The sequence below is a fragment of the Pseudomonas sp. S1_E05 genome (genome assembly GCF_056337105.1).
This window is the reverse complement of sequence record NZ_JBFRHM010000001.1, coordinates 6,144,469-6,167,810: the sequence shown is the minus strand read 5'-3', so window position 1 is coordinate 6,167,810 and position 23,342 is coordinate 6,144,469. Positions and strand designations below refer to the sequence as shown.

Sequence of the window (23,342 nt, the reverse complement as noted above, 5' to 3'; positions counted from 1 at the left end):
CTATCTCCTCAAACGGGCCGCTTGCGCCACCCGCCAAATGTAAGGCGTTAAACCGCCACCAGGCGCACGCTGGCACCTTCGCCGACGCCCAGGGCTTCGGCGGCTTCCAGATCCAGGGTGACGGGTTTGCCCGGCGCGTAATCGAGCTCGAGCAACACGGCGCGGTAATCCTGCAACTGGGCATTGGCCACCAGGTATTGACGCCCTACCCCTTTGACCGTCTCACCGATTTTCACCGGCACCACGCGGCTCTGGGCAATCGAGCGAATGCCGGATACACGGGCGTGCAGGGTCGGACCGCCGTCGAAAATGTCGATGTAGTGGTCGGTCTCGAAGCCTTCGCGCATCAGGATGTCGAAGGTGATCTGCGCCCGCGGATGCACCTGGCCCATGGCTTCCTGCGCGGAGTCCGGCAACAGCGGCACATAGATCGGGTAGTGCGGCATCAGCTCGGCGAGGAAGGTACGGCTCTTCAGCCCGCACAGGCGCTCGGCCTCGGCATAGTTGAGGTCGAAGAAGTTGCGGCCGATGGCGTCCCAGAACGGCGAGTCGCCGTTTTCATCGCTGTAGCCAACGATCTCGGTCACCACTGAATCGGCGAAACGCTCCGGGTGGCTGGCAACGAACAGCAGGCGTCCGCGGGAATTGAGTTCCGCCCAGGGCGAACCCACCAGGTCGCGGGTCACATAGAAACTGGTCAGCAGACTGTTGCCGGTCAGGTCGTGGCACTGCGAGAGCACGTGGATCTTGTTATGAATCTTCAGCTCGCGGGAGGCGTGCACGAAGGTTTCATTGCGAAAGCTGTAGAACGGCTCGGAATAACCGGCCGATGCGACAATGGCCGAGCATCCGGCGAGCTTGCCGGTGGCGGTGTCTTCAAGGACGAAGAAATAGGATTCTTCGCCGTTGAAGCTGACCTCGGCGGAGAAGGAAGCTTCGCTCGCGGCAATCTTGTCGCTCAGGCGTTCAACGTCATCCGGCAAGGAAGTGACACCAATCGGACTGTCCGCAGCCAGACGCTGTACCTCGCCCAGATCAGCCATTTGCGCGGGGCGCATCACCAGCATGGTGTCACTCCTTTTTTCAACTCTTTGAGGAAAATAAGCCGGGCCTTTCAACCCCTTGTGGTCCCTTCTGTGGGTGTTCCACAGTGGAAATTTCCCACAGGAGATCTCGGCCCGGCATACAAAAATTCTGATCGACGCCCGAAATATCAGGGCGCCAAAGGGTCTATCAGGCTTGCGTCAGTTTTGCCGCCGCACGCTCGAAGCGGTCCAGGCCTTCGTCGATGTCGGCGTCTTCCACCACCAGGCTCGGGGCGAAACGCACCACGTCCGGGCCGGCCTGCAGGACCATCACGCACTCTTTTTCAGCGGCGTTGAGGATGTCCTTGGCCTTGCCTTTCCAGGCATCGGTCAGCACGCAGCCAATCAACAGGCCCATGCCACGCACCTGGGTGAACAGGCCGTATTTCTCGCCGATCTGCTCCAGGCGTGCCTTGAACTTGTCGTGCTTGGCTTTCACGCCGGCCAGTACATCCGGGGTGTTAACCACGTCGATCACGGCTTCGCCAACGGCGCACGCCAGCGGGTTGCCGCCGTAGGTGGTGCCGTGGGTGCCGACGACCAGGTGCTTGGCCAACGCGTCGGTGGTCAGCATCGCGGCGATCGGGAAACCGCCGCCCAGGCTCTTGGCACTGGTCAGGATATCCGGGATCACGCCGTAATGCTGGTAGGCGAACAAGTGGCCAGTGCGGCCCATGCCGGTCTGCACTTCGTCGAAGATCAGCAGCGCGTTGTGTGCGTTGCACAGGTCACGGGCACCTTGCAGGTATTCAAGTTCAGCCGGGATGACGCCGCTCTCGCCCTGGATCGGCTCGATGATCACCGCGCAGGTTTTGTCGGAAATGGCGGCTTTGAGCGCTGCCAGATCGTTGTACGGCACGTGGGTGATACCGGTGATTTTCGGACCGAAGCCGTCGGAATACTTCGGCTGGCCACCCACGTTCACGGTGAACAGGGTGCGGCCGTGGAAGCTGTTGACCGTGGCAATGATCTCGTATTTCTCGCTGCCGGCGCGGTCGAAACCGACACGACGGGCCAGCTTCAGCGCAGCCTCGTTGGCCTCGGCACCGGAGTTGCAGAAGAAGGCACGCTCGGCGAAGGTCGCGTCGATCAGCTTGTGCGCCAGGCGCAGGGCCGGCTCATTGGTGAACACGTTCGATACGTGCCACAGCTTGTTCGCCTGCTCGGTCAAGGCACCGACCAGTGCCGGGTGCGCGTGGCCCAATACGTTAACGGCAATCCCGCCAGCGAAGTCGATCAGCTCACGGCCGGACTGGTCCCACACGCGGGAACCGGCGCCACGTACCGGAATGAAAGCGGCAGGCGCGTAGTTGGGAACCATTACCTGGTCGAAATCAGCGCGTTCTACCGCAGCGTGCTCAACGGACATCGGAGTCTCCTGAAGAGGAACACCCGCCTGAAACTGGCGAGCGATGGGGGGATTGTAAGGACAGTTTTCAGCCCGTCCTTGTCGCCAAGCGACAACTTCTTATAGCGCAAACCCCGGTTTCAGCCGGGTTTACGGCAATGCGACATATAGCGTCGCAAAGGCGCAGTTTAAACTGCGCACGGGCTCAGAGGCAGAGGCGCACCGCGCTATCCGACAAATATGTACCGCAGATGCCATGGCCATCCCTGATTTCCTTTTGCGCTTTCCCTACGCTCAAGGAACAGTCACATGCAGGTGCAGCAAGATTTCCAGGTGAGTACGGCGCCCGCGGAACACCCCGACAGCCACTATCAGCCCCTCATCGACGCCCTGCCATCATGGCTCGGCCAGATATCCCCGGCCCATCGCCAGGCGCTCAAGGCCAGCCAACCGCAGCTTGCCGACGCACTCCAGTCGGCAACACCCGAGCAGCATCAACGGCTCAAGGCGCTCACCACCGCACACTGGACCGCGCAAAGCGCGGTCGACGAGCGTCTGGCGCACTTGCAGGATGCCAGCCGCTTTGCCGAACCCCTGCTCAAGGAGGCGCTGAAGAATCGCTTCGGCCTGGACCTGGACGTACGCAGCACCTTCCTGCGCCTCTACATCCCGGTGACGGTGCCAGGCTTTGCGATCCAGACCGGCGCCCGTACCTGGACAGTGTCGTTGCTGGACGCGGCGCTGCATAACTTCGAAGAACGGGAAAGTGCAGACGATGCCTACGAAAGCGCCTCGACCTTCATCACCGCGCCTTCACCCACGGGACAGTTCGACACGCTACCGCTGATCCAGGCGTCGATGAGCATCGCGGCCTTTATCCGGCTATGTCGGGAAATCGACATCGGCGCCCGATACGAGGCCTGTCTGCGAGAAAGCCTGGGCCTTTCTGAGCCGGTGGGCGCCGCCGTGCTGCGCTTGAAAATCAACACCAGCCAGCAGGCCGCGCTGAAAGCGGCGGTGCAATGGGCGCGGATGAAGGGCGATCTCAGTGAAGTGTATGCGCGCCTGATCGGCGGGCTGGCCGATGGGCTGCAAGGCATGCGCATCAATGGGCAGGCGTTGCGTTGTCATGACTTGACGATGATGTCCGCGCGCCTGACCGGCATCCTGGTCTTCGCCACCGATCTGCAAGCCTCAACGCGTGTCGGCAGCGTGGTGGCGTACATTCCTGATGATCCGCTGCACCCGATAAAGGAGTACGCCTCTACCACCGAGATGGCCGGTGAACTGACCCGGAAACTGCGCGCCAGGGACTATCAGCAGTTCTTCAGCCGCTTTATCGATCACGAACGCCTGGGGCCGTTTTTCGCCACGCTGAACAGCCGGCTGACGCAAGTGACCTGGCATGAACCGGTAAAAGGCAGCGCCCTGCCCGCCTGGCGGGAGGAGCCCATCGAGCCGCCGAACCTGCAGCTTGAGGCGACCGCGTTCAGTGGCGAGATGTGGCAGCACCTCTATCAACGCAAACTGGACAAAATCCTCAGCGACGCCCGCACCCTTGCCGTGCCGACTGCCTACGTCGACCAGAACGCCCGCTGGGCGCGCTGGAATGCTTTTGTCAGCCTGGCTTCAAGCATCGTCCAGGCCGCCGCGTTCATCGTCGCGCCATTCGTGCCGGTGTTGGGTGAACTGATGATGGGCTACATGGCTTACCAACTGCTCGACGATGCATTCGAGGGGATCGTCGATTGGGCCGAAGGCCAGACGGGCATTGCCTTCGATCACTTGATGAGCGTGATGGAGTCGCTGGTGCAACTGGGGGTGTTCGCCGCAGGTTCGAAGCTTGTCGCAGGCCTGTATCGCCAGGTGCTGCCGCAGGAAGTGGTGGCCTTCATCGACCGTTTCCTGCCGGTCGAGCGCGCCAATGGGTCAACGCGCTACTGGAAGCCGGACCTGCATGCCTATCAACACCCGGCTATACCCGCCGCGGATGCGCCGATCAATGAGCTTGGCCTGCGCCAGCACCAGGGCAAACAACTACTGGCCATCGAGGACGCGCATTACGCCGTGAGCCAGAACCCGGTGACTGGCCGATACCAGATCGATCACCCCACCCGAGTCGATGCGTACAAGCCGCCACTTCGCCACAACGGCGAGGGCGCCTGGCACACCGAACTCGAACAGCCGCTGGAGTGGGACGGCGATACCGCGTTGCGGCGTCTTGGCCACCACGTCGAGCCGTTCTCCACCATCCAACGCCAGCGAATTCTCAAGGTCAGTGGCTACTCCGAGGACGGGCTGCGCAAGATGCACGTCAACCAGCAAACCTTGCCGCCGTTGCTGGCCGACAGCATTCGGCGCTTTCGGATCGACCTCGACCTGGGGCAACTGCTTGATCAACTGGCCAGCGACTTGCCCGACCAATACACGCGGGCCGATCCGTTGACGCAGTTGCAACTGCTCGGCGAACAGCACCGCTGGCCGGCAAACAAACGCCTGCAATTGATCGATGCGGGCGGGCAAACCGCCTGGACGTCATCGGCCGATGAACGCCTGCCGGTGACGCAGATCCGCCTGGACAAACTGATCGAACGCGACCTGCTGAAAACCCTGCTGCACAGCCTCGACGAAAGCGAGATCAAGCACCTGCTCAATGAGGAATTCGGCCAGCCGACGCTGGCGCTCGATGTGCGTACGCGCACCCTGCGAAAGCAGGTGCTGCGCCTTGCCCGCAAATACCGCGCTGCGCTGTTCGAATCTCGCTACAAGGCCCTCGAACACACCGATGACGTCCTCGCCCGACAGGTCGCCCAACACAATCGGCAGCTACCCGCCAGCGTCACGCGCGAGCTGCTCGACACCGCCACTCCGGATGAACGACAACAGATCCGCCAGGGACAACTGCCACCCCGCCAGCAATCACTCATCGCAGTGGCCAACCAACACGTGCGCATCACCCGCGCCTTCGAAGGGCTGGAGCTGGCGTCGGTCAGCAACCCCGACACCGACCTCCTGGCGCTGCAAAGCCTGCAACGCTTGCCCGGTTGGAGCGGCCAGGTGTGCATCGAGATGCGCGACCGGTCGTATGACGGGCCACTGTTGACGAGCATCGCCGCGCCACAGGCGTCCTCGCTGAAGGTCCTGGTGCGCCAGGCCGATGGCCGTTATCAACCCTGGGACGATCGCGGCCAGCCGCTGCACTCGCTCACCGACTTCTATACCAGTGTTCTGTACGCCCTGCCGGACAGCGAGCGCCAGGCTCTGGGCATTCACATAGGCCAGGGTGAGCCGCTCAAAACCCTGGTGCGTGAACATCCACTGGGACGCAGCGAGCTCATCGTGAAGCTGTACGAGACGCCGATTCATGAACCGACCGTCGACACGCTCAGACTGACCGGCAGTGACGGTTATCGACGGATATTGCGCACGGTCAACACCTCGGCCGAACAGCCACTGACACTTGAGCAACGGGTGCAGGCGCTGTATCCGCAACACTCTGCGCAGCAGATCCAGGCGACGCTGGCAGACCTGCAAAATCATCCGGCGGGCGCACGGGCCGAACTGTCGCGCCTGCGCAACGAATATGCCCGGCTGACTCATGAGCTCAGTCGTTGGGACAATGCGCTGCCGACCGTCGATCACAACGGCACCGCGCTGACCGCCCCCGAGCTTCACGAAGCGCGTCTGGCCCGACGCTTTCTCAGGCACTCTCTGGAAAAAAGCTGGCGCCGTGAAGCCGACAGCGCAGTCGGACACATGCTATTCATTCCAGGCTCGATACGCGGCGACCTTCCTTCCATCAGTGGCGACTTCAGCCACGTCGCCTGGCTCCAGATCAACGGCCGCAACGGCACCACTCACCTCAACGGCTTTCTGCAGAACTTCCGCGGTTTGCTTCACCTGGAACTTCAGGACTTCTCGGTGCCAGGCCTGCCCGAGTCCATCACCTCGATGCCGGCGCTGCGCCAACTGGTGGTGCGCAACTGTGGCATCACCCTGTCGATTGCCGATCAACGGGTATTGGCGTCGTTGCCGAACGTGTCGATTCTCGATTTACAGGACAACCCGTTGGCGCGCCCGCCCGACGTGCACGCGCTGGCGCAGTTACGTGAACTCAACCTGGCCAACACCGGGATCACCCTGCCCCCGGCCGACCTGCTCAATCACCCTCGGCTCATTGCCGTCAACCTTTATGGCAACCGCATCACCGAACTGCCCCCGCCGCTCCTGACCCTCGGCGCCGAACTCAGCAACGGCTTCAATTTTGCCAACAACCCACTGTCGGCGGCCGCCCGGGAGCAGATCAAGATTCACTATAATCGCACCGGCAAGGATTTCGGCGTATTGGCCGAACAGGTGGACACCGATCGGGTGCGTGCCCTGTTCCCCGAGCAGAACGTACGCCAGGCCACCGACCTGTTGTATCGCTTGCCCGGCACGCTCGCCGAGGGTCGAGAACAGCTCAGCCGCTGGGAGGGCGAAATTGTCCGGCTGCTCGCTGACCTTGCGCAGTGGGAAAACGACATCCCCGACCGAAGTCCGGTGACCGGCCAACAGCTCAACATCAACGAAACCTTCACCGAGCACACCGCGAGGACCGCCTTCTCCCGGCAGCTCGAGCAATTCTGGCGCACGCGCCACACCGATCATCCAGACCGTTTCAGCGCCGCACTGACATTCTGTGGCGACCTGCCCGTCCTGAGCGCCGACTTCAGCCACGTGTCGATCCTGAAGTTGACCGGCAACGTGCACGTTAGCGCCGTGGACTCTTTGCTGCAGCGCTTCGGCGGCCTGCAAACCCTGCAGCTCAATGACTTCAACCTGGGCCAGGTCCCCTCTGCCGTCTCACGTATGTCGCAGCTACACACCCTGACCCTCAATCGCTGCGGTGTGGTGCTCACCCCCGAAGGGCAATCGCGGCTGGCGTCACTGACCCAACTGAAAATTCTCGAACTGGCCAACAACCCCTTGGGCACGCCGCTCGACCTGACGTCCCTGCCACACCTTTATTTCCTCGACCTGTCCAGCAGCGCCCTGTCTACGCTGCCGACGGGCCTGGCCGATCACCCGCAACTCAAGACCCTGATCTTCAGCGACAACCAGATCAGTGAACTGCCCGACCCCGTGCTCAAGCTGTCCGCCCAACGCATCGACGGATTCGACTTTGCCGACAACCCCTGGTCGGCGGCCACCCGCGAGCGGATCAAGACCCGCTTCCGCGAAATCGGCCGGGATTTCGGGGTGCACGCCGAGACAGCGGACATCGTCCTGGCCCAGGAACTGTTTCCGGCGCTGGACAACCAGGACGCCAGTGACGTGATCTACAACTTGCCCGGCACCCTGATCGATGGTCGCAAGCAACTGCGGCACTGGCGTGTGGAGTTGACGCAACTGATCGCCGACCTCAAGGCCTGGTCATTGCAAGCACCCGAACGTCACCCGCTCACGCAGCAACCGCTCAGCGCCGAGCAACACCTGGCCAATCACGTCGCCCGCACCGAGTTCGGGCAAATCCTCGAGCGATACTGGCGTGACCGACCTGATCCCGAGCTCAAGCGCGAAAACCATTTCACCCTGCGCACGACATTCCTTGGCGACATGCCGCGCCTGACGGCAGATTTCAGCCATGTATCGTTGCTGAGCCTGCAGGGCAATCCGGCGGTGGGTGCGGTCGATTCATTTCTCGAGCCGTTTACAAACCTGCACGTTCTCAACCTGCGCGACTTTGCCCTGGACCAGGTGCCCAGCGCGCTCACGCGGATGCCGGTGCTGCGGGAACTGTCCCTCACCCACTGTCGATTGGCCATGACGCCTGACGGCCAGACCGTGCTGTCATCACTCGGCAGCCTGGAGTCCATGGACCTGAGTGACAACCCGCTGACCATCGCCCCCAGTCTTGAAGGCATGCCGCTGTTGAATGAGCTACGGTTGCCCAACACCGGTATCGAGCACCTGCCCAAAGGCATGACCGAGCTGCATAACCTGAGCCTGGCGATGCTGCACGGCAATCGGATCAGCGACCTGCCTCCCGACCTGTTCGCCATGGAAGCGGACAGCGCCGAGGGCATCAACCTCGCCAATAATCCGTTATCCGCCACCAGTCGAGAACGGATCAAGGCCGGGTATGCCGAGAGCGGCAATGACTTCGCCGTGCGAGCCGAGGAGGCGGACATCCAGCGCACGCGCGCGCTGTTCCCGGAACTGGATGAAGAAGACGCCAGCCACATGCTCTACACATTGCCCGGCACGTTGGATGAGGGTCGCGCCCAACTGGCGCGCTGGGAGCAAGAGCTGGGCCGAATGAGCCAGGAGCTCGACCTGTGGATCGCCGACATTCCGGCGCAACACCCCATGACGGGCCAGTCGCTCAACGCAGACGAGCTCGCCGCCGAGCGCACCGACCGGACCGAGTTCGCCCAGAAGCTGGAATATTTCTGGCGCCACCGGCTGCCGCAAACCGCCGCGCTGCGAGATAACTCGTTCATCGCCAAGCCGACGTTTCTCGGTGATCTGCCCGCGCTGACCACTGACTTCAGCCATGTGTCCGCGCTGTCCCTGAGCGGCCATCCGGCGGCGGGCATCCACCCGCGCTTCCTCGAATGTTTTACCGGCCTGCAACACCTGGAACTGCGCAACTTCAACCTGGGCACGATGCCGAAGGCCGTCAGTGGCATGCCATCGCTCAACTACCTGGTGATGAGCCGTTGCAGTGTGGTGTTTGACAGCGACGGGCAGGCGGTCCTGTCCTCGCTGACGCGCTTGAAGATGCTCGACCTGTTCGACAATCCGTTGGGCACTACGCCGGATGTCACCCCCTTGAGATCGCTGACCTTCATCGATCTGTCCAACACCGCCATCGAGCACATGCCCACCGGCTTGCTCGATCTGCCGCAATTGTCGACGGTACTGCTGCGCGACAACCACATCACTGAGTTGCCCGAGGCGATCTTCGAATTACCCGGCGCCAGCGGCGATGGTTTTGACTTGAGTAACAACCCGCTGACCGCCGTAACGCTGGAGCGCGTCAAAGCCTATCGGCAAAAAAGTGGCAGCGACTTCGGCGCCTGGGCGGCGCCGGCCGATATCGACCAGGCCATCGCGCTGTATCCGGACTTGACCAGCGAGGAAGCCAGCCAGTTGTTCCTCGCCCTGCCCGGAACACTGGCAGACGGCCGCGCTGAATTGACACGGCGGCAGATCGAGTTCGACACACTGACCCGCGACCTGGCCGCCTGGGTCGGTGAAGTGGCCAACGACACCGAAGAGCAAGGCCATCGCGCCGCGTTCAAGACCGCGTTGGAACAATGCTGGCGCAGGGTGCCGCTGGAGAATCGGTCACTGGAGGAGTATCACTTCAAATTCGATGGACCGATGCGCGGCGATTTGCCAGTGCTCACAGCACGTTTCGATTATGTCCTCGACCTGTCGCTGACCCACGCCGCCCCCCAGGCTGCCAGCGTCGGCAACTTCCTTGAGCACTTCCCCAATTTGACCCACCTGAAGGTTCGAGGGTATCGACTGGCTACCTTCCCGGAGGCGGTGCTCCGTATGCAGGCCCTGACGTCGCTGGACCTGAGCGGCACCGGGCTTGGCGAGCTGCCGATCGCATTGGTCGATAACCGGCGGTTGATTCATGTCGACCTGTCCAACAACGCCATCCGCGAGGTGCCAACCGAACTGACCCAGGCCGATGCAACGACCACCGTGGCGTTCAATCTCAGCGCCAACCCGCTGTCCCCGGCCAGCCTTGCGCGCATCGCCGAGCATTTTCGCAGGACCGGCAACACCCTGGGAGTGAGCCCCGGCACCGCACTCTAACCGCCCCATGCGGGAGCGGGCTCGCTCACTCCCGCGGGCAACCCGTTGTGATTGGTGGACCCATCCCGTGCGGTAACTATCTACCGCACACGGCCCTGCCCCGTCTGGTTTGCTTGCGCTTCAATAAAACGCTCAAGGACTCGAGCCATGAACCCGCAAACTTTCACCATGACGCCGGACGCGCCTGTTCATCACGCTGTCGACAACCTGCCCGACTGGCTGTTCAAAGCATCGCCCACCACACGCAAGGCGCTGAAAAACGCCCGTTTGCAACCGCATCAGACCGCACGACATCAGGCGTTGCACGGAGCCTGCGCCGACCACATGACCCAGCGCAACCGCCTCGAGTCGAGGCTGGCCAACCTGCAAAATCCCAGGGACTTCGCCCTGCCGCTGCTGACCGCTGCCATCAAAACCCGATTCGGCCTTGAACTGGACGTCAAGACCACCTACCTGCGCCTGTACATCCCGCAGCACATCCCGTGGTTCCCTATCCCATCGGGTGCCGCACGCGCCTGGACGATCTCGTTGCTGGACGCCGCATTGCACAACTTCGAAGAGTCGCACACCCACGTCGACGCCTTTGAACCGGAATCCACCTACATCACCCAACCCTCACCCCACGGTCATTTCGAGACCTTGCCCGCGGTCGAGCAACAGTTGCCTATCCCACGTTTTGCCCAACTGTGCCGCGAGCTGGACATCGGCAACCAGTACCAGGCCTACCTCAACGAGACGCTCGGTCTGACCAGTCCGGTGGCCAGTGAGGTGGTCATGACCGACGTCATTGGAAGCCATAAAACCGCCCTGCGTGCCGCCCTGCACCTGGCCCACCTGCGCCACGACCTGCCTACTGACCTCTTCCAGACGATGCTCGACAATGTGGAGGGTCGCGAAGTCGCACAGATGGACGGCCAGCCGCTGCTCGGACATGACCTGACGATGATGTCTTCCACACTGACCGGCATCCTGGTGTTCGCGCCTGAGGCCATACGTTCACGGGCCACCACGCGGATCATTGTTTACATCCCCGACGACCCGCACCATCCGCTCAAACTCTACGCCAGCCCGGCGACCTTCATTGAAGCGCTGACCCTCAAGCTTCGCGACCCCCAGTACCAGGCATTCTTCAGCCGCTTCGTCGAGCATCACGAGCGCGGGTATTTCTTCGCCGACCTGAGCCGTCGCCTGAGCCATGTCACCTGGCATCACCCTACGCGCGGCGACCCCCTGCCCAGTTGGCGCGACACCCCCATCGACCATCCCAACCTGCGATTCGCGGTGGCCCCCATCAAGACCGACCTGTGGACTCATCTTTATCAACGCCAACTGAACAAGATCCTCAACGACGCCAGCCACATGGCCGTATCCACGGCCAGCACCGACCGCGCCGCACGCTGGGCGCTGTGGGACAGCTTGAATAAAGTGGCCGGTGCAATCGTCGAAGTCGCGTCATTCGTAGCCCTGCCCTTCGTGCCGTTTCTGGGTGAGCTGATGCTCGGCTACGTGGCCTACCAGCTCCTCGACACCACCTTCGAAGGCATCATCGATTGGGCTGAAGGCTTACAAACCGAAGCCTTCGGCCAGTTGATAGCGCTGACCGAATCGGTGGCGCAAGTGGGCCTGTTCGCCGCAGGCGGTGCCCTCGTCACGCAGGCATTGAGTCGCGTGCTCTCACCCGAAACACTGGCGCTGTTCGCCTCGCTCAACGTCGTGAAAACACGCACGGGCCAGATGCGCTACTGGCGCCCGGACCTGACACCCTACGAGCAGTCGATCACGCTGCCGAGTTCCGCCAAGCCCGATGAGCTGGGGCTGTATCACCACCAGGATAAAACCCTGCTGCGCCATGAAAACAAACTGTACGCCGTTAAACCGGACAGCGAGACCGGGCATTACCAGATCGAACATCCCGACCGTACCGATGCTTTCCAGCCGCCGCTGCGGCACAACGGTCACGGGGCCTGGCAGACCTTGCTTGACGATCCCCTGGCGTGGGACCGCGACACGGTGGTGCGCCGCCTTGGCCACAGCGTCGAGGGGTTCACCCGCCTCGAGCGCGAGCAGATCCTGCGCATCAGCGGCTTTCACGACAATGTGCTGCGCGAATCCCACGTCGAGAACCAGCGACCACCGTCACTGCTGACCGACACGATCAAACGCTTGAAGATCGACCGTGACATCCGTGCCCTGATTGAACAGCCCGACCACCCCGAGCGCGAGGAGGCCCTGACCAACCCATTGACCTTTTTCGGCTATCGCTACGATGAACTCGAAAAAACCACCGATCGCCATGTGCAACTGCTGCAAGGTGTGGAACGCGGTCTGCCGACCGACATTGCACAAGAGCTGGTGGACAACGCCACGGGCAGCGAACTCAAGCAAATGCACGAAGGGCAAGTGCCGAGGCGCCTCCAGGATGTGGCCAACAAGGCCATGGAGGCCGTGCGGACCGCACGGGCGTTCGAAGGGTTTTACCTGCGCGGCGCACAAACGCTCGACACCCAGCGCCTGGCCTTGCACAGCCTCGAGTCGATGTATGGCTGGCCGGACGATTTGCGCATCGACCTTCGCGCCTACTCCACAACCGGTGAAGTGCTGGACCGCATTGGCCCGGACGAAGCGCCCATTCACAAGACCCTGGTGTGCGCCGCAGACGGTACGGTCCATCTGGCCGAACACAGCGAACAGGCAGGCACCTTTTATGAGGCCATCCTGCAAGCACTGAGCAAGCAGCAACGCGATGTGCTGGAACTGTCCCAAGCCGACGGTGAAGCGCTCAAGCGACGCATCATCGACCAGGCGGCACGCACACCGTCGTTGCGCACGTTGCTGGCAAGACACCCGCATCGCAAGACCCTGTACGACCCGGCGACCATGCGCCTGCCCGGTGGCACTGAGGGTTACTTTCGCCGCAACAGCTCCACCCCGACCCTCGACGCGCGGGTTCGCGAGATTTATCCCAACCTTGATCGAGAAGAGCTACGCGCGCAGATTTCGCGCCTGCAAAACCATCCCGACGGTGCGCGCATGGCGCTTTCGCGCCTCGCCACCGAGTCCCAGGAACTGTACACGGACCTGGATCGCTGGATCCGCCAAACACCGACCTTCAGCCCTGACACCGGGTTGGCACTGGACGCCGTCGACCGTCAGGCCATGCATCACAACCGCCGCTTGCTGGCGTTGGAGATCCAGCGCAGTTGGCAACGTCAGTCCGAGCGCGACGTGGATGCCGCCGACGGCAGCGCGCGTTACATACTGCGCTTTGCCGAGCCGATCCCGGGTGACCTGCCTGCCCTGCGCGCCGACTTCAGTCATGTGTCGACCCTTATCCTGAGGGGCGACAAGGCCACCCAGGGCGCGCCCGCGTTCCTGAAATCCTTTACCGGCCTGCGCCGACTGGAGCTGCACGGGTTCGCCCTCGACTCATTGCCTGAAGCCATCGGCCCACGCGCGCCACTCGAGACACTGACCCTCAGCGACTGCGCGATCACGTTCGATGAGGCCGCCTGGTCAAGACTGGCATCGATCACGACCCTCAAGCACGTGGACCTGTCTGCCAATCAATTCAAGACCAGTGTGCAGGTCGATTCACTGCCGAACCTTCAGCATCTGGACCTCAGCGGCGCCGGCCTGACCGCCATCCCTCTTGGCGCGCTGCAACACCCCCGGCTCGACACACTGATGTTGATGAACAACGTCATCAGCCAATTGCCAGCCGACCTGTTCAAGAGCGAGGTGTACGAAAGGCGCGGCATCCAACTGACGAACAATCCGCTCGACGATGCGTCACTGGAGCAGATCAAGCAGCACTATTTCGAGACTTCCTACGATCTTGGGGTGGCGGCGCCCGAGGCGGATGTACAGCGCGTCCTGTGGTTGTACCCGATCCTGGAGCCCACCCAGGCGAGTGACTTCGTGTACGAACTGCCCGGCAATTTCGCCGAGGGCCGGGCCATGTTGACCAGTCTGGAAGAAGAACTGGGCCGCGTGAGCAGCGATCTCGACACCTGGACCACCGAATTGCCGGTCCGACATCCGCTGACGGATGAGGCGCTCGATGCCGAGCAATTGTTCGCCGAGCACGTCAATCGCGAGCAATTCATGCAGGTACTCTTGAGCGGCTGGCGCCATGAAACGGAGCTCGATGGCTTCGATGAGCGGATGGAGCCCACCTATGAACTGGTGATCAATGCGCCGATCCTCGGTGAACTGCCGACCCTGCGCGCCGACTTCAGCCACGTGTCGGTACTGGATCTGCGCAGTGTCGATGGACTGACGCGCATCGGGCGATTCCTGGAGGCGTTCCCCAACCTCAAGCGCCTCAGGTTGCACAATTTTGACCTGGGCAACCTCCCCGACGCGGTGTACAAGATGGGTCGCCTGCACTCACTGGCGCTGCCGGGTTGTCGCATTACGCTGACCGTGGAATCGGCCAACGCCCTGGCCGGACTGGAGCGGCTGCAGTACCTCGACCTGGCATCCAACCCGCTGGGGCAGGTGCCGGACTTGAGCCAGATGCCGGACCTCGTCAACGTACTGCTGGACCATACCGGCATCACCGAGTTGCCCAATGGCTTGCTCAACCGAGGCGAACTGGGTTGGGCGGACCTCAGCAACAACGCCATCACTGACGTGCCGAGCGACATCCTCGAGGTGCCTGCGGCCATTGCGCAAAACCTGCATTTGCGAAACAACCCGTTCACCGAGGACGCCCTGGGGCGACTGACCGATTATTACGAAAAGACCGGCATCAGCTTCAGCGTCGACGCCGTCAGTGATCGAGGTGAACCGCCGCTGTTGGCGACCCAAGCGTCGGCGGCGGACGAGTAAACCGGCGTCAGCCGCGCTCGGCTGGCACCGATGACAACTCGAATGGGCTGCTGCTGCGCCGCTGGTTGCGATCTTCTCGCGGCGTGGCGCCGAAGAAGTTGCGGTAGGCGCTGGAGAAATGCGGCCCCGACGAGAATCCGCATGACAGGCCGATCTGGATGATCGACTTGCTGGTTTGCATCAACATCTGCCGGGCCTTGTTCAGGCGCAGTTCCAGGTAGTACTGGCTCGGCACGCGGTTGAGGTATTGCTTGAAGATGCGTTCCAGCTGCCGACGGGACACGCACACGTGCTGGGCGATTTCGTCGGTGGTCAGCGGCTCTTCGATATTGGCTTCCATGAGCAACACGGCTTGCGTGAGCTTCGGGTGACTGGAGCCGAGGCGGTTCTGCAACGGAATGCGCTGACGCTCGCCGCCTTCGCGGATGCGCTCGACCACCAGCTCCTCGGAGACCGCACCGGCCAATTCGGCGCCGTGGTCGCGGGCCAACACCGCCAGCAAAAGATCGAGCACCGACATGCCACCGCAAGCGGTCAGGCGGTCGCGGTCCCAGTCGAACAGATGGCTGGTGGCGATGACCTTGGGGAAACGCTCGGCGAAATCGTCCTGCCAGCGCCAATGCACGGCGGCGCGATAACCGTCGAGCAAACCGAGCTGCGCCAGCGGGTAGACCCCGGCCGACAACCCGCCGATCACGCATCCGCTGCGCACCAGTTGTTTCAAGGCACTGCTCAGCGCTGGCGCCAACGTGGTCGGCGGCTCATCGGCGAGCAGGAACAGTTTCTGGAAGTTTTCCAGCTTGCCGGTCCACGCCTCGCCCGGCAATTGCCAAGCCCCCTCGGCAGGCGGTTCGGCCTGCAGGAACGACAGCTCGTAAACCACTTCGGGATGCACACGCTGGGCAACACGCAAGGCCTCCTCAGCCAGCGCAAGCGTCAGGGCTTTGTGCTGGGCCAAATCAGGAAACCAATTCGATGGGCAGTCATGGTGGGCAATCCGAAGCGAAATCAAGTGTTGAAGGCATGGGCCACAATGCTAGCCCGTATACCCTGTAGGAGCGAGCTTGCTCGCGATGCGGTGTATCAGTTTGCATCTGTGGTACAGACACACCGCCATCGCGAGCAAGCTCGCTCCTACAGGGGGCTGAAGCATGCACCATTGAGGTGCACAAAGCAGCCTCAAATTACTTCAGGCTACCCGACAGGAACTGCTGCAACCGTTCCGACTGCGGGTTCACCAGCACTTCGCGCGGGTTGCCGCTTTCTTCCACCAGGCCTTTGTGCAGGAACACCAGTTGGTTGGACACTTCACGGGCAAAGCCCATTTCGTGGGTCACCACCACCATGGTCCGGCCTTCCTGGGCCAGGGCCTGCATCACCTTGAGCACGTCGCCGACCAGCTCCGGGTCGAGCGCCGAGGTCGGTTCGTCGAACAGCATCACCTCCGGCTCCATGGCCAGCGCACGGGCAATCGCCACGCGCTGCTGCTCGCCGCCGGACATGTGGCCCGGGTAGGCGTCCTTGCGGTGGGCCACGCCGACCTTGTTCAGGTAGTGCTCGGCTTTCTCGCGGGCTTCGGCCTTGGCCACGCCCAGCACGTGAACCGGCGCCTCCATGATGTTTTCCAGCGCGGTCATGTGCGACCACAGGTTGAAATGCTGGAACACCATCGACAGGCGCGAACGCATGCGTTGCAGCTGCTTGGGGTCGGCGGCTTTCATTGCGCCGTCCTTGTTGGCCACCAGTTTCAGCTCTTCGTTGTTGAGCAGGATGCGGCCAGCGTGGGGCTGCTCCAGCAGGTTGATACAACGCAGGAAGGTACTTTTGCCGGAGCCACTGGAGCCGATGATGCTGATCACATCGCCGGCGGCCGCTTTCAGGGACACGCCCTTGAGCACTTCGTGACTGCCATAGCGTTTATGCAGGTCTTGGACTTCAAGTTTGTACATGCTGTCGGTTCTCACAAAAACAGTCAGTCAGTCGTTGAGCAAGCGCCCGTGACGCAGCGCTTCGCGCCCCGCCACCTTGGCCAGCCAGAAACCGGGTTGGGCATAACGCAGCCGTTCAATGGCAAACAGCACCCCGGACGTACCAGCACACACCGTGCTGACCCGATCCGCCAACGGATCGATCACTTCGAAAATCTCGTCACCGTCCTCAACCCACTCGCCGGGTTGGCGCAGGAAGCTGACCACGCCCGGATGCGGCGCAAACAGCAACTCGGTGCCTTCGAACGGCATGCCTTCGCAGGCGTCACGCTCGGGCTTGGGCCACTCGCCGCCGATCAGTCCTTGTTCGGCGAGGAACGCCAGGATGCCGTCGGCGTAGGCCTCGGCATCCGCGCGCGCGGTGTCGGCCTGGCCACCCAGTTCAATGGTGGTCGCCAGACACGCCAATGGAATCTGCGCGTCGGGGAACTGCCGCGACAGACGCAACCACGGCAGCGAACAGGCTTCGTCGAACGAGCTGCCGCCGGAGTCTTCCGCCAGCAACCCGACCTTCACACCCAGGTGCGCCGCCAGCGAACGCCACTGTGGCCAGTGTTGCGGCAAGGTGTACATGTGCAACGCCGCCTCGGCATCGCAATGCAGGTCCAGCACCACATCGGCGGTGCAGGCGTGGCTGAGCAGGATGCGCTGCATGCCCTGCAACTGGCTCGCAGCCGCCGGCAAGGAGGCCAGGTGATCACTCATGGCCTGGCGGATCAGGCGGATGTTGGCGTGCGAGTCATCGCCCAGGCGCCCGGCGAGCGCTGCCGCAACGGGCGCGCTGAGCTCGACGAAATCACGGTTGAAGTTCTTGCCACTGCCCGCCTCGAAACGCCCTTGGTGATTGCCTTGCAGCAATTGCCCAAGCCCCAGCGGGTTGGCCACCGGCACCAGCTCGACGACGCCATTGAGCAAGCCCTGGGCTTCGAGTTCGCCCAGGCGTTTTTTCAGTTCCCAGGCGGTGCGCATGCCGGGCAGCTCGTCGGCGTGCAGGCTGGCCTGGATGTAGGCCTTGCGCTCGCCGCTGCCAAAGCGGAATACCGAAATCTGCCGCTCGCTGCCCAGGTGGCTCCATGGCAAACAATGATCAATACGTTCCATATCAGTGCTTCCGCGGGGCCAGGTAGCCCAACCAACGGCGCTCGGCCATCTTGAACAGCTTCACCAGGATGAAGGTCAGGCACAGGTAGAACACGCCAGCGGTGATGTACGCCTCGAACGGCAGGTAATACTGGGCGTTGACCGTGCGCGCGGCACCGGTAATGTCGATCAGGGTCACGATGGAGGCCAGGCTGGTGGTCTGCAACATCATGATCACTTCGTTGCTGTACTGCGGCAGTGCACGGCGCAGGGCCGACGGCAGCAGGATGCGCTTGTACATCTTGAAGCGCGACATGCCCATGGCCTTGGCCGCTTCGATCTCGCCGTGGGGCGTGGCGCGCAGGCTGCCGGCGATGATTTCGGCGGTGTAGGCGCTGGTGTTGATGGCGAACGCCAGGCAGGCGCAGAAGGTCGCGCTGGAGAGCCATGGCCAGAGGAAGCTTTCGCGCACCACTTCGAATTGCGCCAGGCCGTAGTAGATCAAAAACAACTGCACCAGCATCGGCGTGCCGCGGATCACATAGGTGTAGAGCCAGGCGGCGCCGTTGACCACGGTGTTCTTCGACACGCGCATCAGGCCCAGCGGCAATGCGCACAACAGGCCAAAGAACAGCGACAGCGCGAGCAGTTTGAGGGTGGTCACCAACCCGCCAAAGTACAGCGGCAAGGCCTCCCAGATGACGTTGTAGTCGAAGATCATAGCTCAGCCGCCCTTACGCCTACCGAGTAGCGCTTCTCGAGGTGACGCAATGCCAGCAACGAGACGCTGGTGATCACCAGGTACATCGCCGCCACTGCGAGGAAGAAGGTGAAAGGCTCGCGGGTGGCATCCGCCGCCTGCTTGGCCTTGAACATCATGTCTTGCAGGCCCACCACCGAAATCAGCGCGGTGGCCTTGGTCAGTACCAGCCAGTTGTTGGTGAAGCCAGGGATCGCCAGGCGGATCATCTGCGGCACCATCACCCGGAAGAACACCTGGAAACTGCTCATGCCGTAGGCCATGCCCGCTTCGGCCTGACCTTTGGGGATTGCCATGAACGCGCCACGGAAGGTTTCCGACAGGTACGCCCCGAAGATGAAGCCCAAGGTGCCGATACCGGCGGCCAACGGGTTGAGATCGATGTAATCGTCGAAGCCCAGCATCGGTGCCACGCGGTTGAGCAGGTCCTGGCCGCCGTAGAAAATCAGCAGGATCAGCACCAGGTCGGGAATACCGCGAATCACCGTGGAATACAGGTCGCCCAGCCAGGCGAGCCAGCGCACCGGCGACAGACGCAGCGCCACGCCGATCAGCCCCAGGACGATGGCCAGCGCCATGGACGACAAGGCGAGCTGAAGCGTCAGCCATGCGCCATCGAGGATGACAGCCCCGTAGCCTTTCAACATGATTCAGGTCCTCGAAAGTTGGGATGAAAAAATGGCGCAAACCGCAGAGATCCTGTTGCTTGCGCCATTTCGGACTTGTCGCCTGGACGTGTTACTTGCCGTAGATATCGAAGGCGAAGTACTTGTCCTGGATTTGCTTGTATTTGCCGTTTTCGCGGATGGCCACGATGGCGCTGTTGATCTTCTCTTTCAGCGCGTCACCCTTGCGCACGGCGATACCCACGCCGTCGCCAAAGTACTTGACGTCGGTGAAGGCCGGACCCACAAACGCGAAGCCCTTGCCGGCGTCGGTTTTCAGGAAACCGTCATTAAGCAGCGTAGCGTCTGCCACGGTGCCGTCGAGGCGGCCAGCGGTCACGTCCAGGTAGATTTCGTTCTGCGAGCCGTATGGCTTGATCTCGGCACCAAGCGGGGCCAGGACTTCGCGGGCAAAACGCTCGTGGATCGAGCCACGCTGCACGCCGATGTTCTTGCCCTTGAGCTCGGCCAGGCCGTCGCTGACCTGGGTGCCTTCCTTCATCACCAGACGAGCCGGGGTGTTGTAGTACTTGTTGGTGAAGTCCACGGACTTCTTGCGATCTTCGGTGATCGACATCGACGACAGGATCGCGTCGATCTTGCGCACTTTAAGCGCCGGGATCAGGCCGTCGAACTCTTGCTCGACCCATACGCACTTGACCTTCATCTCTTCACACAGGGCGTTGCCGATGTCGTAGTCGAAACCCACGATGCTGCCGTCCGGTGCCTTGGAGGCAAATGGAGGGTAAGCCGCTTCGATACCGATCTTGATCGGCTTTTCATCGGCGAAGGTTGGCAGGGACAGCACGGACAGTGCCAGGGCGCCAAGCAGCACGAGTTTCTTCATCTTGGTACTCCATCGGTAAAGGGCGAAAACGGCAGAGTGAGCGACAGCCCAATATGCGAATGAGTGGGACCGCAATTGTGTGGCTACGTCCTAGGAAGCCGGTGGTTTTTTCAACACCGGCAACGACGAGCGAGTGATCGGCATTCTAACGACAGGCCCGAGGTCGATATTTCTTCAATGCGACAACTAGTTACAGATGCGTAGAGAAAGCCGCTCGGGCGCGTTGACAGCCCTGCAAATTCATGCAAGGGCAAAAGACAGTTAACCGATCTATGCTGCAAATTGCGGGCCTATTATTGGCAAAGCCTTCTAATCCGGCAAGCGCAGCGTTAGGGGTTATTTTTTTGCAGCGCATTTGTGGCCCTGATCAGGGCATAAGCGTTTCCGGATGCCCCGGGGCGGTGCGGGTGGTTACACCCGGGGTAACAGTGGGAAATGGATGACAGGAGATGTCGATAATTATTGGTTGGCGTTTATCCGGTGTTTGGTTTGACCCCATCGCGGGCAAGTCGAGTCGTCGCACCGCCGCTCCCACACTGCTGATCCCTGTGGGAGCGGCGGTGCGACGACTCGACTTGCTCGCGAAGAGACCAGCCATTGCACCACAAAACCATCAGGCAGAAAAAAGCCCCACCGGCTTACACCGACAGGGCTTTCACTCAAAACCGGCGTTTAAGCCACGTTCATCGTCTTGTGCGTATCAATCAAATGCTGCACCACGCTCGGGTCCGCCAGGGTCGAGATATCACCCAGCCCGTCATACTCGGCCGTGGCAATCTTGCGCAGGATGCGGCGCATGATCTTGCCCGAACGAGTCTTCGGCAGCCCCGGTGCCCACTGGATCACATCCGGTGAAGCAATCGGGCCGATCTCACGACGTACCCAGTTTTTCAGCTCGATGCGCAGTTGCTCGCTGGGTTCCTCACCGCCATTCAAGGTCACATAGACATAAATGCCCTGGCCCTTGATGTCATGCGGCACGCCCACGACTGCCGCTTCGGCGACTTTCGGGTGCGCAACCATCGCGCTTTCGATTTCGGCAGTGCCCATGCGGTGGCCGGAGACGTTGAGCACGTCGTCCACACGGCCGGTGATCCAGTAGTAACCATCGGCGTCACGGCGTGCACCGTCACCGGTGAAGTACATGCCACGGAAGGTCTTGAAGTAGGTGTCCACAAAACGGTCGTGGTCGCCAAACAGCGTACGCGCCTGGCCTGGCCACGAGTCGAGAATCACCAGGTTGCCCTCGGCCTCGCCTTCGATGATGTTGCCCAGGTTGTCGACCAGCGCCGGCACCACACCGAAGAACGGACGTGCCGCCGAACCCGGCTTGAGGCCATGGGCGCCCGGCAACGGGCTCATCATGTTGCCGCCGGTCTCGGTCTGCCACCAGGTGTCGACGATCGGGCAACGGGACTTGCCGACATTCTTGTAGTACCAGTCCCAGGCTTCCGGGTTGATCGGCTCGCCCACCGATCCCAGCAGGCGCAGGCTGCTGCCGTCAGCGCCGTCCACTGCGGCGGTGCCGGAAGCCATCATCGCGCGGATCGCGGTTGGCGCGGTGTAGAGAATGTTGACCTTGTGCTTGTCGACCACCTTGGCCACCCGGGTGATGTCCGGGTAGTTCGGCACGCCTTCGAACAGCACAGTGGTGGCGCCGTTGGCCAGCGGGCCGTAGACGATGTAGGAGTGGCCGGTGACCCAGCCCACGTCGGCGGTGCACCAGTAGACTTCGCCCGGACGGTAGTCGAACACGCGCTCATGGGTCATGGCCGCATACAACAGGTAACCGCCGGTGGTGTGCTGCACACCCTTGGGTTTGCCGGTGGAGCCGGAGGTATAAAGGATGAACAGCGCTTCTTCGGCCCCCATCTCTTTCGGCGCGCACACGGTGCCCGCCACTTTCATCAGGTCTTCGTACCAGATGTCGCGGTGCTGGTTCCACTTGATGTCGCCACCGGTGCGCTTGCACACGATGACTTTCTGGATGCTGCTGGTTTCCGGGTTGGTCAGCGCGTCGTCGACGTTGGCCTTGAGCGAGATCTTCTTGCCGGCGCGAATGCCTTCGTCAGCGGTAATCACCACTTTGGACTTGCAGTCGATGATGCGACCGGCCAGGGCTTCCGGCGAGAAACCACCGAACACCACCGAGTGGATCGCACCGATGCGGGCACAGGCCAGCATGGCGACCACGGCCTCGGGGATCATCGGCATATAGATAGTGACCACGTCGCCACGGTGCACATCCTGGCCACGCAAGGCGTTGGCCAGCTTGCACACTTCTTCGTGCAATTCGCGGTAGGTGATATTGCGGCTCTCGGAAGGGTCATCGCCTTCCCAGATGATGGCGACCTGATCGCCGCGCTCAGCCAAGTGGCGGTCGAGGCAGTTGTAGGAAACGTTCAGAGTGCCATCGGCGAACCACTTGATGTCGACGTGGTGATCGTCGAACGAAGTCTGCTTCACGGTGGTGAAAGGCTTGATCCAGTCGAGGCGCTTGGCTTGCTCGCGCCAGAAGCCGTCGGGGTTGACGACCGACTGCTGGTACATGGCTTTGTAGGTTGCCTCGTCGGTCAGCGTATTCGCCAGGACCTCGGGACGAACGGGATACAGAGAAGCCGCACTCATCTTTCTTACCTCGGTGGAATAGTTGTTTTTGTATGGGTCCAGTTTTAGCCCGCCCAGCACCATAGAACCATTCGACGATGGTAGTAACAATCCCCTACAAAACGTCATGACAACGCAAAACACCACACATCCCCGCCAATCCCTGTAGGAGCGAGCATGCTCCGGGCGGCGTTCCGACGATGGTAGCCCAGGCACCGCTGGCATTCAGACAGCCAACGTCATCGTTAACGACCATCGCGAATAAATTCGCTCCTACAGGACATCACCAGCCCACAGCCCCCCTAGTCAGC

The 23,342-nt window shown here is 61.9% G+C and carries 10 protein-coding genes and 1 pseudogene; 2 read left to right on the top strand and 9 right to left on the bottom strand.

The window, feature by feature from the left end:
- Window positions 1-47: 47 nt before the first annotated feature.
- Entirely contained in the window at window positions 48-1,067 is a 1,020-nt protein-coding gene (gene aruF / locus AB4N33_RS28510) for an arginine/ornithine succinyltransferase subunit alpha (protein WP_476458722.1), read from the bottom strand.
- A gap of 166 nt (window positions 1,068-1,233) precedes the next feature.
- Complete coding sequence (locus AB4N33_RS28505) at window positions 1,234-2,454, bottom strand: aspartate aminotransferase family protein (RefSeq protein WP_476458721.1); 1,221 nt, start codon at window positions 2,452-2,454, stop codon at window positions 1,234-1,236.
- A gap of 288 nt (window positions 2,455-2,742) precedes the next feature.
- Here AB4N33_RS28505 and AB4N33_RS28500 point away from each other — a divergent pair, with 288 nt between their 5' ends.
- Both AB4N33_RS28500 and AB4N33_RS28495 read left to right on the top strand, forming a co-directional pair.
- Window positions 2,743-10,251 (top strand): dermonecrotic toxin domain-containing protein, encoded by a 7,509-nt coding sequence (locus tag AB4N33_RS28500; protein ID WP_476458720.1) that lies wholly within the window; start codon window positions 2,743-2,745, stop codon window positions 10,249-10,251.
- A 147-nt stretch (window positions 10,252-10,398) separates the two neighbouring features.
- Window positions 10,399-15,084 carry a dermonecrotic toxin domain-containing protein gene (locus AB4N33_RS28495; protein ID WP_476458719.1) on the top strand — a complete coding sequence of 1,562 codons (4,686 nt, stop codon included), beginning with the start codon at window positions 10,399-10,401 and terminating at the stop codon, window positions 15,082-15,084.
- Between the two features lie 7 nt (window positions 15,085-15,091).
- Here the strand turns inward: AB4N33_RS28495 and argR are convergent.
- The 7 genes and pseudogenes from argR to acs all read right to left on the bottom strand — a co-directional run bounded on the left by argR (window position 15,092) and on the right by acs (window position 23,052).
- Window positions 15,092-16,071 (bottom strand): annotated as a pseudogene (gene argR / locus AB4N33_RS28490) (transcriptional regulator ArgR).
- A 197-nt stretch (window positions 16,072-16,268) separates the two neighbouring features.
- Complete coding sequence (locus AB4N33_RS28485; protein ID WP_460121709.1) at window positions 16,269-17,033, bottom strand: ABC transporter ATP-binding protein; 765 nt, start codon at window positions 17,031-17,033, stop codon at window positions 16,269-16,271.
- Between the two features lie 27 nt (window positions 17,034-17,060).
- Window positions 17,061-18,173 carry a M14 family metallopeptidase gene (locus AB4N33_RS28480; RefSeq protein WP_476458718.1) on the bottom strand — a complete coding sequence of 371 codons (1,113 nt, stop codon included), beginning with the start codon at window positions 18,171-18,173 and terminating at the stop codon, window positions 17,061-17,063.
- A 1-nt stretch (window position 18,174) separates the two neighbouring features.
- Window positions 18,175-18,873 (bottom strand): ABC transporter permease, encoded by a 699-nt coding sequence (locus AB4N33_RS28475; RefSeq protein ID WP_460141064.1) that lies wholly within the window; start codon window positions 18,871-18,873, stop codon window positions 18,175-18,177.
- Window positions 18,870-19,559: an ABC transporter permease gene (locus AB4N33_RS28470; RefSeq protein WP_460121703.1), complete on the bottom strand. Its 690-nt coding sequence runs from the start codon at window positions 19,557-19,559 to the stop codon at window positions 18,870-18,872. Before AB4N33_RS28470 ends, AB4N33_RS28475 begins: the two co-directional genes overlap by 4 nt.
- 91 nt (window positions 19,560-19,650) lie before the next feature.
- Complete coding sequence (locus tag AB4N33_RS28465; protein WP_460121701.1) at window positions 19,651-20,424, bottom strand: ABC transporter substrate-binding protein; 774 nt, start codon at window positions 20,422-20,424, stop codon at window positions 19,651-19,653.
- Between the two features lie 672 nt (window positions 20,425-21,096).
- Window positions 21,097-23,052 (bottom strand): acetate--CoA ligase, encoded by a 1,956-nt coding sequence (acs, locus tag AB4N33_RS28460; protein WP_460121699.1) that lies wholly within the window; start codon window positions 23,050-23,052, stop codon window positions 21,097-21,099.
- Window positions 23,053-23,342 lie beyond the last annotated feature (290 nt).

What these genes read in the sequence shown, in the direction of transcription:
- aruF (WP_476458722.1), bottom strand. Translation starts at nt 1,067, where the DNA reads ATGCTGGTGATGCGCCCCGCGCAAATGGCTGATCTGGGCGAGGTACAG.
- AB4N33_RS28480 (WP_476458718.1), bottom strand. Translation starts at nt 18,173, where the DNA reads ATGGAACGTATTGATCATTGTTTGCCATGGAGCCACCTGGGCAGCGAG.
- AB4N33_RS28475 (WP_460141064.1), bottom strand. Translation starts at nt 18,873, where the DNA reads ATGATCTTCGACTACAACGTCATCTGGGAGGCCTTGCCGCTGTACTTT.
- AB4N33_RS28470 (WP_460121703.1), bottom strand. Translation starts at nt 19,559, where the DNA reads ATGTTGAAAGGCTACGGGGCTGTCATCCTCGATGGCGCATGGCTGACG.
- AB4N33_RS28495 (WP_476458719.1), top strand. Translation starts at nt 10,399, where the DNA reads ATGAACCCGCAAACTTTCACCATGACGCCGGACGCGCCTGTTCATCAC.
- AB4N33_RS28485 (WP_460121709.1), bottom strand. Translation starts at nt 17,033, where the DNA reads ATGTACAAACTTGAAGTCCAAGACCTGCATAAACGCTATGGCAGTCAC.
- AB4N33_RS28500 (WP_476458720.1), top strand. Translation starts at nt 2,743, where the DNA reads ATGCAGGTGCAGCAAGATTTCCAGGTGAGTACGGCGCCCGCGGAACAC.
- AB4N33_RS28505 (WP_476458721.1), bottom strand. Translation starts at nt 2,454, where the DNA reads ATGTCCGTTGAGCACGCTGCGGTAGAACGCGCTGATTTCGACCAGGTA.
- acs (WP_460121699.1), bottom strand. Translation starts at nt 23,052, where the DNA reads ATGAGTGCGGCTTCTCTGTATCCCGTTCGTCCCGAGGTCCTGGCGAAT.
- AB4N33_RS28465 (WP_460121701.1), bottom strand. Translation starts at nt 20,424, where the DNA reads ATGAAGAAACTCGTGCTGCTTGGCGCCCTGGCACTGTCCGTGCTGTCC.